We start from the raw sequence: 11,897 nt of genomic DNA, 5'->3' as shown, positions 1-11,897 counted from the left end.
GAGAACAAGAGTTGAGAGGTAATTTGTAATAACCCATTAGGATGTGATCCTGAGGGTAATTTATTGTATAAAAACCAATATAAATGACTGGTCCTTCCTGGGGCGTCATTTCGAGCGGAGTGCAACGTAGTCGAGAAATCTGTCTAAATAGATTTCTCCATTCCGCCACCACCGGCGAAAAACCGGGCGGCTTCAGTCGAAATGACGATTTTTTTATAGGGTCTGTCAATGGTAGCCTGTCGAAGGATCTGCCGAAATTACCATAAGCGTTTCGACAGGCTCATTTTTACGTTACGGATTAGGCAACCTGCATTCTGCAAAATAGCTAAACTTGGTACTCACTGTCTGGCCGTTTTTCGTAGCGGCATTCCACTTTGGGCAATCTTGCATCGCATCCTTTGCTACTTCATCCAAACCAGCTCCTAAACCTCTTAATACTTTTACATTCTTAACATTGCCATCATAATCTATTTTAAAACTAAAATAAATTCTTCCCTCTACTTTATTTTTCAGGGCTTCGGCAGGATACTTAATGGTTTTATAGAAGTACTCCTGAAGCGCCTGATATCCGCCAGGAAAATTAGGTGGTGTATCTACTTCTTCAATTCCATAAGTATTAATATCGGGTGCAGTTTGAGACCGCGGAGGACTTGATACCATTATAGTCATATCAGGAATTTTAATATAATCAGCTGGTATAATTGCCTTCTCATCAACTTGCGCATTTGGGCTATCTCCTATCCTAAACCTAACACCAAGGCTATATTTCCCATTCATGGTTTTAGGTAGCTCGGTATATGCTGAAATTAAAGTCTTAACATTTTCACTCAGTCCTTCTAAATCCAAAGCGGTTTCTATGTTTTGTATCTGGCCGTTCTCTACCTTGAGTAGAAAAATGGTGATGCCATGCAAATTCTGCATCTGCGCTTTACCAGGATACTTTACGTTTGCACCTAAATATTTATAAAATCCTTTCAACTGAAGGGCTAGCGATTTAGTTGTAGAATCTGCCGCATTTTGGGCAAAAGTTGGCATGGTTGTAAATAGCAATAAGAATAATACACTTAATGCGATGAGTTTGCGATAATTCATTGTTTATATATTTAAGGCGTAAATATATCATTTGATTTAGTACCTGTTTAATTTTTTAAATAAATTTCTGAAGCACCAACCAGGGAGTTGAGATTCTTACTTTCGTGGGAATGAAGATCTACTAATCAATCTCTTATGCAAGCCCAATCAATTGCTTGTAACATCAATAATGCAATAAACCTAAGGTGAAGGTTTCTTCACTAAAACTTCATAATTGAAGTGCACCTTTGAAATAACAAAACACGAAGCGATTTCTATTTTGTTAAATTCTAAAAACTCATAATTAGTTTTTTAGTTTTCCGGTTACCCTTATCTGATACCTCATGTATTGCAAAATACATGAGGTTTTTTATTTGAAATTCTGCAGTAGGATTATTTTGAAAAAAGCAATAACTTACAGCTGCTAAAATAACTACAGCTCAAATTATGATCGCTAAAGCATTAGGAATACTAATGATGCTCTGCTACGGAGTCTTGAAAATGCCATTACAGGAAACAAGCAATCAACACAATCCCGTAAAGAAGGATAAGGTAGCAGCCCAAAAACATCAACATTTAAAACCAATGTCAAATGATACCATTAACAAGCAAAATACTGTTTATGTAAAAACGCTTAAGTATACGCGCGATAGTAATTCAAGAACATTTGCCCAAATCACATTCAAAAACACAACCAAACAAATAATTACCGACATTTCCTTTTGTCTGGATGGTGACGCGGCTAAGGGCTGCAATAAAGCTTATGAAATCAAGCAAAAGATTAATCTTAAACCTAATCACACAATCTCTATCCCCCAACTTTTAGCCATGCATGACTGTGAAGTGCATGAGATCAAAGATATCCGTGTCAAATATACAATGAATATTAACTTCACTCTTGATTAAAAGATAGCGCTTCATCATCACGCCGATACGATAGCTATCAGATTTCCGCCCGGTCAGTTGGAGGGATATTTCAGGGTCTCCTGAATTGAAAAGATGCTGAAGCAAATCCGATAGCTATCGGATCAGCATGACGATCTTTTAGGAAAAGAAATACTTACTGTGTCCTGGGAGATTACAGTAAAAATTGTTACGTCGTACTTTCTTTAAGCATCTGGTACAGATCGGTTACACCGCCATCAAATTTGGTTCCGTTTACATAAAATGAAGGGGTTCCGTTTACGCCACTGCGTACACCGCTGTCAAAATCATTCTCCACTTTCTCTCTGAGTGCATCAGAAATACTGTCTTGTTGAAACCTTTCCAGATCTAAACCAATGGTTTCGGCCAGTTCATCAAATAAGTCGCCGTTTAAGCGATACTGGTTATCGAAAAGGGCATCGTGCATTTCCCAAAATTTACCCTGCAGGCCTGCTGCTTCGGCTGCCAGCGCTGCAGGAACAGCATACTGGTGTGCATTGGCTAATGGGAAATGCCGAAAGACAAATCTAATCTGACGGCCAAAAGTCTCTTCAATTTCTTTTAAAATGGGATAAGCATCTCCACAAAACTGGCATTGGTAATCGCCAAATTCTACTATAGTAACACTGGCGGTATCATCGCCCTGAATATGATCGTTGCTGTTAACTTCGGGTTTTAATGTGCTCATAATTATTGCGGGTCAAGTTCCTCTAAAGCTTCTAATATGCCATCGGCACCAGGATTAACTGCTATGGGCGATAAATAACTCCAGGCAATTTTACCTTCCTTATCAATTACAAAAAGTGCCCTTTCACTGGTTCCGGTTTTTTCGTCGTAAACCCCATAGGCTTTAGCAACAGCGCCTTTAGGTTCAAAATCGGCCAATAGGGAAAAGTGTAGTTTGCGGTTTTCTTCAAACGCCAGGTGGCACCAGGTGCTATCTACAGATATACCAAAAATCTGCGCATCGTGTTTAGTAAAGTATTTAAGCATTTCGTTGTAAAGCGCCATTTGGTCGCTGCACACCGGACTCCAGTCGGCAGGATAAAAAGCCAGGATTACATTTTTTTTGCCTTTAAAATCTTTGAGTTTTATTTTCTGATCGGGCGTAGCGTTCAATTCAAAATCGGGAGCTATAGTGCCTTTTTCTAACATATTATGGAGTTTAAATTTAAATCGTGTATGGATATTAACAGCGTTGCCTATCTGTTGTTTGCCTTAAGTAAGATTAGCCTAGCTTTTGCCTTTTAATGAGATAAGCTTGCAGCACAGGATAAAATCCTTCATTCATATCGGCATCAATCAAATCAATTTTATACTGGGCGCATTTTAAAGCAATTTGCTGGCGATAAGCGGCTACCGCAGCGGTATAATTTTCTTTAACCTGATTGGTATGCACCTTAATGGTTTCGCCGGTTTCCATATCGATAAACTGGTATGGGCGGTTTTCGAATTCGAAATTTACTTCTTTGGTTTTATCAACTACATTAAAAACCACCACCTCATGCTTATTAAATTTAAGGTGCTGCAAGGCATCAAAAAACTGATCGGTTTTTTCGGTGCTGGTTTCGGTGTTAAACAAATCGCTGAAAATAACTACCAACGAACGTTTGTGAATCAGCTCGGCAACCTGGTGCAACGATTCGCTTAAATTGGTCTGCGCGTTAACTTTTGGCTTTTGCAGCAGTTCTTCTAACTGGGCAAATAAAAACTTCTGGTGTACGGTGGTCGATTTTGCCGGAGAATTTAACAAAATCTCGTCGGTAAAAAAGCTTAGTCCAAAAGCATCGCGCTGTTTTTTAAGCAGATACATTAACGATGCAGTAGCCTGTATAGCAAAAATGAGCTTATTGTTTTTAGGCTCGGGAAAGTACATCGACGAAGAAGCATCGATTACGAACTGACAACGCAGATTGGTTTCTTCTTCGAAGCGCTTGCTGTAGAGTTTATCCGTTTTTGCATAGAGTTTCCAATCGATATTTTTAACATTGTCGCCATTGTTATATTGGCGGTGTTCAGCAAATTCAACCGAAAAACCATGAAAAGGGCTTTTGTGTAAACCGGTAATAAAACCTTCTACTACCTGCCGGGCAAGCAATTCTAAATTACCGTAGCTTGTTTCGTTTTCGTAGTTTACTGCCTGCATTGCGTAAAGCTAATAAAAGATTTATAAAAAACCTTTCCGTTAATCAAAACCTCGCAGGTTTTAAATTTTCGCATATCCAAACCTCGCAGGTTTTAAAAACCTGCGAGGTTTACCCGGAGTAACAAAAAATACCCCGCAAGTTTTAAACCTGCGGGGTAACATGTATGCCTTGTTTGGAAGCATACCAAACACTTTGTATTCCTTGTTTGGTGGCTCACCAAACAACCTTATCAAATACTATTTCTTCGCGATGCGGTATAAATGCCCGTTATCGGTTACCGAATAAAGTGCGCCATCTTTTTCTACCATATCCCTAAAACGCTCACCTTTACCTTCTAATAACCTTTCTTCACCCACAATTTTATCGTTTTTAATTACGAGGCGAATGATGTGCGAACCACCCAGACCACCTACAAATAAATTGCCTTTCCATTCGGCTATGCTGTTGCTGTTGTAAAATGCAATACAACCAGGCGAAATACTTGGGTTCCAATAGTAAACCGGTTGCTCCATACCTTCTTTCTGCTGGATGCCATCGCCTACCTGCTTACCACTGTATTCGGTACCGTAAGTAATAACGGGCCAGCCGTAGTTTTTACCTGGTTTAATAATGTTTACCTCATCGCCCCCTTTAGGACCAAATTCTGCTTCCCATAAGTCGCCGGTTTGTGGGTTAATGGCTAAACCATCAGGGTTACGCAAGCCCAGCGCATAAATTTCGGGGCGGGCATCGGCCTTACCTGCAAACGGACCGTTGGCCACGGCCTTACCATCGGTAGTAAGGTGTAAAATTTTACCCAATGAAGAATTTAAATACTGTGCCTGCATACGGATATCGTTGCCTGAACGCTCACCGGTGCTTACAAACAAGTTGCCGTTTTTATCAAAAACTATACGCGATCCGTATTGCAATTTACCATTATAAGCTGGTGTAGCCCGGTAAATAATGGTTTGGTTTTCTATTGCAGTTTCACTTGCAGCCAGTTTTCCTTTGGCTATAGCGAGTAAAACACCTTTATCCTGAGGCTCTGAATAGGCCCAGTAAACCATCCTGTTTTTGGCAAAGTTAGGATCTAAAGTTACATCCAGTAAACCGCCCTGACCTGATGGATCTACCTTGGGTAAACCGGTAATCTTTTTGCTCAGTTTACCATCGGCGTTTAAAATAACCATGGTGCCCTGTTTTTGGGTAATTAAAAAACGACCATCAGGAAGTACGGATATAGCCCATGGGTTTTCTAATTTTTCGTTAATTACCGAAACATCAAGCGCGGCTTTGGTTTTTACACCGGCAATTCTGGTTTGTCCGGCAAAGGCTGGCTTATAATCGGCCGATGGCGCATTGGTTTCGACAGGATTTTGCGCCGAAACGCAGGCCATATTTACGCAGTTTAATGCTAAACCCGTTAATAAAACGCCTAAAGTTTTGTTATTTATTAAGTTAATAGTCATGATTGTTAGTTTTTTATTAAAGAAACAAAAATAAGTCTGCATAAAAAAACCCAAATCCATTAAATGAACTTGGGTTTTTGTAATATTATTAGTGAAGTACCCGGGCTTTGGGTTTTCCTTAAACCCTCTACCTTTTGCCTTCAACCTTTATTAAGCCAGTTGCTTGTTTAATTTTTCGGCCAATACTGATTTTGGAACAGCACCAACTTGTTTGTCTACCACTTCGCCACCTTTAAAGTATAATAAAGCAGGGATGTTACGGATACCAAACTGCATCGAAATTTGAGGGTTGTTATCAACGTTTACTTTTCCAACTACCGCTTTACCATCATATTCTTTAGCGATCTCTTCTACTACTGGACCAACCATGCGACAAGGGCCACACCATTCTGCCCAAAAATCTACTAATACGGGTTTATCTGATTTTAATACAAGCTCCTCGAAGTTTGCATCTGTGATTTCTAATGCCATAATTAATTTTTTTTATGTTCAAATATATGTATTCAATTGTAATGCCACCAATTCTGTAATGCCAATTTGACATTTCTTTGAGCAAAGCGTAGCGCGTGGAGCGACAAGCGCTTAGCGTTTAGATGTACCAAAACGCTAAGCGCCTAACGCTAGTTTAACTTATAGTTAACAACATGCAAACCCAATAATTGTTCAAGAAACTTATTGTTCGGGTTTATTTTAAGGTTTTTTGATGGAAGATCTAACATAATCTGTTTTTCGCTATCAAAAACGGCAAAGTTAAGTTGGCAGTTTTGCTGCTCAGAGTTTGCCTTATTGTCTGCTAATATGGCTTCAATTTCACGCATCAACTGATCGTTTACCCTTTCAATAGGCAGTTGTATGGTTAGACTCTTGGCCAGTTTATCGCGCAGTTCAGACATCAGGTTAATTGCGGTAATCTTAAATTCCCAATCACCGGCCTTACCGAAACGTTCGCCAACCCGGCCCCTGATCTGCAGGAAATATCCTTCTGTTAAAAATGATTTAAATTTCAGGAAATCCTCACCAAACAGGGCCATTTCCGAAGCATCATCATAATCTTCGAAAACGAAGGTACCAAAGGGTTTACCGGTTTTGGTAATCCGCTGCGATGCGGTAACCACTAAACCACCCACACAAAGCTCGCGGTTTTTCAGTTTATCAAATTCGGCCAGCACATCTTCGTTACTATCGCCCATACGTACTTTGTTAATAATGCTTAACTGTTTAACGTTATGGGTACAAAATTTATCGAGTTCTAACTTATAATTATCTAATGGGTGCCCTGAAAGGAAAATCCCGATGGCATCTTTTTCATATTTGAGCCTGTCCATTAGTGCCCACTCCGGCGAAACCGGTAACGAAGGTTCTAAAATCAGATCGGCCTTCGAACCACCAAACAACGAAGCCTGCGAAGTGCTCTCATTGTTCTGGAAATCGTTGGCAAACTTGATAATCTTCTCAATACCGTTCATTTTATCGTGCGGACCAATATAAAAATACTGCGCCCTGTGCCCGCCAAAAGCATCGAAAGCACCGCTGTATACAAAACTCTCGTAAGCTTTTTTATTTACAATACGGGTATTGGAACGTTTGGCAAAATCGTACACACTGGCATAGGTACCATTATTGGTTCTTTCTTCGATAATACTTTCTACTGCTTTTTCACCTACCCCTTTTACCGCGTTCATTCCAAAACGGACCTCGCCTTTTGCATTTACAGAAAACTTAAGTTCAGATTCGTTTACATCAGGGCCCAATACGGTAACACTCATCTGGCGACACTCTTCCATAAAGAAAGCCACCTGCTTAATATCACTCATGTTGTTGGATAGTACCGCAGCCATGTATTCGGCCGGATAGTGTGCCTTTAAATAAGCAGTTTGGTAAGCAATCCAGGCGTAACAGGTAGAGTGCGATTTGTTAAAAGCGTAAGATGCAAATGCTTCCCAGTCTTTCCAAATTTTCTCTAAAACAGTAGCATCATGACCTTTTTCCGAAGCTTGTTTTACAAACTTAGGCTTCATTTTATCGAGTACATCTTTCTGTTTCTTACCCATGGCCTTACGCAAAACGTCGGCCTCACCTTTGGTAAAGCCGGCCAGCTTTTGCGATAAAAGCATTACCTGCTCCTGATAAACGGTAATCCCGTAGGTTTCTTTTAAATATTCCTCACAGGCATCCAAATCGTACTTAATTTCTTCCTCGCCATTTTTACGGCGAACGAAACTCGGAATGTACTCCATCGGTCCCGGGCGGTATAAAGCGTTCATGGCAATTAAATCGTCGAAAACCGTTGGCTTAAGCTCTTTCATGTACTTCTGCATACCCGGACTCTCGTACTGGAAAATACCAATGGTTTCGCCACGCTGGAAAAGCTCGTAGGTCATTACATCATCAATCGGGAAATTATCGGGATTGAGATCAATCTGGTGCCTTTTCTTTACCAGTTTCACGGTATCTTTAATCAGGGTTAAGGTTTTTAACCCCAGGAAGTCCATTTTTAATAAACCGGCGCTCTCTACAACCGAGTTATCAAACTGGGTAACATATAAATCAGAATCTTTAGCTACCGATACGGGAACGAAGTTGGTAATATCGCTCGGCGTAATAATTACCCCGCAGGCGTGAATACCTGTGTTCCGCAACGAGCCCTCTAAAACCTGTGCCTGTTGAATGGTTTCGGCACTTAAATCTTTCTGGCTGCCCAGGTTTTTCAGCTCTACAACTTTCTCATACTCATCAGGCCGTAAAGCATCTTTTAAACTTTTCTCGTCGAGGTTAAAGATTTTGGCCAGCTTCATATTCGGAATGAGCTTGGCAATTTTATCGGCCTCAAACAATGGTAAATCTAACACCCGTGCCGTATCGCGGATAGACGATTTGGCTGCCATGGTACCGTAAGTAATAATCTGTGCTACCTGATTGGCGCCATATTTATTAATTACATAATCCATTACCCGGCCACGACCCTCATCATCAAAGTCGATATCGATATCGGGCATGGATACACGGTCGGGATTTAAGAAACGCTCGAAAAGGAGATCGTATTTAATCGGGTCAATATTGGTAATGCCCAAACAATAGGCCACCGCCGATCCGGCAGCAGATCCCCTGCCCGGCCCCACCGATACATCCAGGTTGCGTGCCTCGGCAATAAAATCCTGCACAATCAAAAAATAACCCGGATAACCCGTTTTTTCGATGGTTGCCAGCTCAAAATCAAGTCGGTCGGTTACGTCGTCGGTTAAAGTTCCGTAGCGGCGTTTGGCACCTTCGTAAGTTAAGTGCCTTAAAAATTTGTTCTCCCCACGTTTGCCGCCATCGGTTTCGTCTTCGGCAACCAGAAACTCTTCCGGAATATCAAATTTAGGTAAGAGTACCTCGCGGGCGAGTTTATAGGTCTCAACCTTATTCAGGATATCCTGAATATTTAAAATCGCCTCGGGCAGATCGGCAAAAAGCGCCTTCATTTCATCAGCCGATTTGAAATAATACTCCTGGTTAGGTAAACCATAACGGTAACCCCGGCCGCGGCCTATTGGTGTGGCCTGCTTTTCTCCATCTTTTACGCAAAGTAAAATATCGTGCGCATTGGCATCTTTTTTACTTACATAATAAGTATTGTTGGTCGCAATCAGCTTAACGGTATGTTTACGGGCTAAAGCAATTAATGTTTCGTTTACCCGGTCTTCATCTTCCTGGTTGTGGCGCATTACCTCGAGGTAGAAATCGTCGCCAAACATTTCTTTCCACCAGATCAGTGCTTCTTCTGCCTGGGTTTCGCCCATGTTTAAGATCTTGTTCGAAATCTCACCGCCCAGGTTACCCGATAAAACAATAATGTCTTCTTTGTATTGCTCAATAATCTGCCTGTCGATACGCGGCACATAATAAAACCCTTTGGTATAGGCTATAGACGACATTTTGGCCAGGTTATGGTAACCTTTTTTATTCTTGGCCAGCAATACCATCTGGTAGCCATTGTCTTTTGCGGTACGGTCTAAGTGGTTTGCACAAACAAAAAACTCTACCCCAACAATAGGCGTCATTACCACCTCGGTTGGGCGTTCGCCGGCCTCTATTGCCGCAGCATTTTTGGCTTCGGCTGCTTTATTATGATTAAGTACGTTGTTTACAAAGTGGAAAGCCCCCATCATATTGGCATGATCGGTCATGGCTACGGCAGGCATTTTTTGTGCCGCTGCTGCTTTTACCAGATCGGAAATGCTAATGGTACTTTGCAATACCGAAAATTGCGTATGGTTGTGTAAATGCACAAAGGTTGCAGCGGCAAGCTCCTGCCTGTTACCGGCAAGTTCCTGTTTAGAAATACCACCACCTTCGGCTTTTTGAATGCGCTTGCGGATTTCGTCAGATGCCGCTTTTAAGTTGATGTGCGTTAAACCAACACCTTCAATTAAACCCGGGTTTATTTCCCTGAAACGCGGAAAATATTCAACATCTACCTGTAACTCTTCCTTTTTAAAAACTTCTCTTTTTACCAGTTCTAAGAAACAACGTGTTGTAGCTTCAACATCGGCGGTTGCGTTGTGCGCCTCGCTAAACGGAACGCCAAATAAATAGGAATGCAGTTCGGTTAGCGTAGGCAGTTTAAATCTTCCGCCCCTACCTCCCGGCAATTGCAAAAGCTGTGCGGTAACTTCGGTACAGGTATCTAAAACAGGCATTTCGGCCAGGCGGTTGGCTACACCAAAACGGTGAAACTCGCAACCCATAATGTTTACATCGAAGCCAACATTCTGCCCTACAATAAACTTGGCTTTGTTTAAAACCTCGTTAAATTTGGCCAGCATTTCGTCAAAACCAATTCCCTGCTCTGCTGCCAGCTCGGTAGAAATACCGTGAATTCTTTCGGCATCGTACGGGATGTTGAATCCCTCCGGTTTTACCAGATAATCCTGATGTTCAACCAATCTCCCCATCTCATCGTGCAGCTGCCAGGCAATCTGAATACAACGTGGCCAGTTATCCGTATCGGTAATGGGTGCGTTGTAATTACGAGGCAAACCAGTGGTTTCGGTATCAAAAATTAAGTACATATAGTGCGGTAAAGAATTAGCCGTTTAAGAATAATAACGGTTCTTCAAAAATAAGGAATTTGATAGCGGAAGTTGTCAGTAAATTATCAACAAAAAATGACGAAACAGACCTAACCTAAACAAACCTATAAGGTTTTAAAAACCTTATAGGTCTACAAATAAAAATAATAGCTGTTAAGGTGGCTTAAATGCTTAGTATTTTTTTGAAACGGTTGGTCTTGTTTTTCATCGGAGCATTCAGCCCCGCTATCCGTTTGTAGTGCCGGCATGAAGCCGGCAGCTACCACTCCTATCGGGGTTATTTTACAACGTCAGTAGCTTGACTAAACAAACCTCGCAGGTTTTTAAAACCTGCGAGGTTTAAATCAAAAATGCTCCTGACTAACCAAATCACTCACCTCATAACCCTTTTGCCTGCATCTTTCAATAATATGTACCAGTAAATCGGCCTCCATTTTGGGTTCGCGGGCCATAATAAACAGATATTTTTCATCGGGGTGACCAACCACCACATAACTGTAATCATCGGCCAGTTCGATAATCCAGTAACCAATTTTAAAAGGCCATAAAAACTGGGCTTTCATATCTCCATCCGCTTTATCCTGATCGAAAAACAGTTTCGAGGTGATCGATTTTTCTTCAGGTTTTCCATCTTTATGATAGGTGGTATATACATCAAAATGATCGTCGGCTGCAAGCGTATAAGTCTCGGTGGTTTGTTTCCAATGTTTATCCAGCAAGGTTGGTATCGAATATAAGGAATACCATTTCCCTTCAAAGGCTTTATAATCGATATCCGAAATAGGTTTATTTTCCATGATAACAGGCTTTAATCAATTAACCAGCATAACAGAAATAAAGTTTTAGCTAATAAATCAAATGTTTACCTGCTACGATCAATTGTTTGGTGTACAGCATCAATTGTTTGGCTTCCACTGTCAATTGGTCAGTGTACAGTATCGATTGTTGGGCCTCCAGTATCGATTGCTTCGCTTCCACTGTCAATTGGTCAGCATACAGTATCCTATGTTTCTGTACCGGTATTGAATGTTAGCCGTATAGTGTTGATTTCTACCCTTCCACTATCAATTACGGCATATACAGCCTCAATTTCTGCCCTGCCGGTACCAATTGCCAGGCCTGTCGCATCAATTGCGGGGGGCATACCTGATCAGTTTCGGAGTTACAGCATCAATTGATTCGTTACAGCCGCAGTTGTTATAAAGTTTTGAAAAGCATTTTTAAACCTT

The 11,897-nt window shown here is 41.1% G+C and carries 10 protein-coding genes; 1 reads left to right on the top strand and 9 read right to left on the bottom strand.

Annotated elements, in window-relative coordinates; all coding sequences use genetic code 11:
- Window positions 1-291 precede the first annotated feature (291 nt).
- Entirely contained in the window at window positions 292-1,092 is an 801-nt protein-coding gene (locus OC25_RS24340) for an energy transducer TonB (RefSeq protein ID WP_039482159.1), read from the bottom strand.
- Window positions 1,093-1,518: 426 nt separating this feature from the next.
- On the opposite strand from OC25_RS24340, the gene OC25_RS24335 reads away from it, so the two are divergent.
- A complete protein-coding gene (locus OC25_RS24335; protein WP_039482156.1) occupies window positions 1,519-1,977 on the top strand; it encodes a hypothetical protein in 459 nt (152 codons plus the stop codon).
- Between the two features lie 187 nt (window positions 1,978-2,164).
- Here OC25_RS24335 and OC25_RS24330 read toward each other — a convergent pair whose 3' ends face one another.
- The 8 genes from OC25_RS24330 to OC25_RS28040 form a co-directional block, all read right to left on the bottom strand.
- The gene (locus tag OC25_RS24330; RefSeq protein WP_039482153.1) at window positions 2,165-2,683 is read right to left on the bottom strand and encodes a DsbA family protein; all 519 of its coding nucleotides are present in this window, start codon (window positions 2,681-2,683) and stop codon (window positions 2,165-2,167) included.
- A 2-nt stretch (window positions 2,684-2,685) separates the two neighbouring features.
- The gene (locus OC25_RS24325; protein WP_039482150.1) at window positions 2,686-3,150 is read right to left on the bottom strand and encodes a peroxiredoxin; all 465 of its coding nucleotides are present in this window, start codon (window positions 3,148-3,150) and stop codon (window positions 2,686-2,688) included.
- Between the two features lie 73 nt (window positions 3,151-3,223).
- The gene (locus OC25_RS24320) at window positions 3,224-4,141 is read right to left on the bottom strand and encodes a DUF58 domain-containing protein (RefSeq protein WP_039482147.1); all 918 of its coding nucleotides are present in this window, start codon (window positions 4,139-4,141) and stop codon (window positions 3,224-3,226) included.
- A gap of 237 nt (window positions 4,142-4,378) precedes the next feature.
- Window positions 4,379-5,593, bottom strand: a complete 1,215-nt coding sequence (locus OC25_RS24315; RefSeq protein ID WP_052266430.1) for a PQQ-dependent sugar dehydrogenase — start codon at window positions 5,591-5,593, stop codon at window positions 4,379-4,381.
- Between the two features lie 150 nt (window positions 5,594-5,743).
- The gene (trxA, locus tag OC25_RS24310) at window positions 5,744-6,064 is read right to left on the bottom strand and encodes a thioredoxin (protein WP_039482143.1); all 321 of its coding nucleotides are present in this window, start codon (window positions 6,062-6,064) and stop codon (window positions 5,744-5,746) included.
- A gap of 149 nt (window positions 6,065-6,213) precedes the next feature.
- Complete coding sequence (gene dnaE / locus OC25_RS24305; protein WP_039482138.1) at window positions 6,214-10,647, bottom strand: DNA polymerase III subunit alpha; 4,434 nt, start codon at window positions 10,645-10,647, stop codon at window positions 6,214-6,216.
- 365 nt (window positions 10,648-11,012) lie between these two features.
- On the bottom strand, window positions 11,013-11,465 hold the full coding sequence (locus tag OC25_RS24300) for a lipocalin family protein (protein ID WP_039482135.1): 453 nt from the start codon (window positions 11,463-11,465) through the stop codon (window positions 11,013-11,015).
- A gap of 206 nt (window positions 11,466-11,671) precedes the next feature.
- A complete protein-coding gene (locus OC25_RS28040) occupies window positions 11,672-11,812 on the bottom strand; it encodes a hypothetical protein (protein ID WP_156131575.1) in 141 nt (46 codons plus the stop codon).
- Window positions 11,813-11,897: the final 85 nt, after the last annotated feature.

The organism is Pedobacter kyungheensis, assembly GCF_000812965.1.
GTDB classification, from domain to species: Bacteria; Bacteroidota; Bacteroidia; order Sphingobacteriales; family Sphingobacteriaceae; genus Pedobacter; species Pedobacter kyungheensis.
Note: the sequence above shows the minus strand (reverse complement) of the source record. Positions and strands in the feature narration are given on the sequence as shown.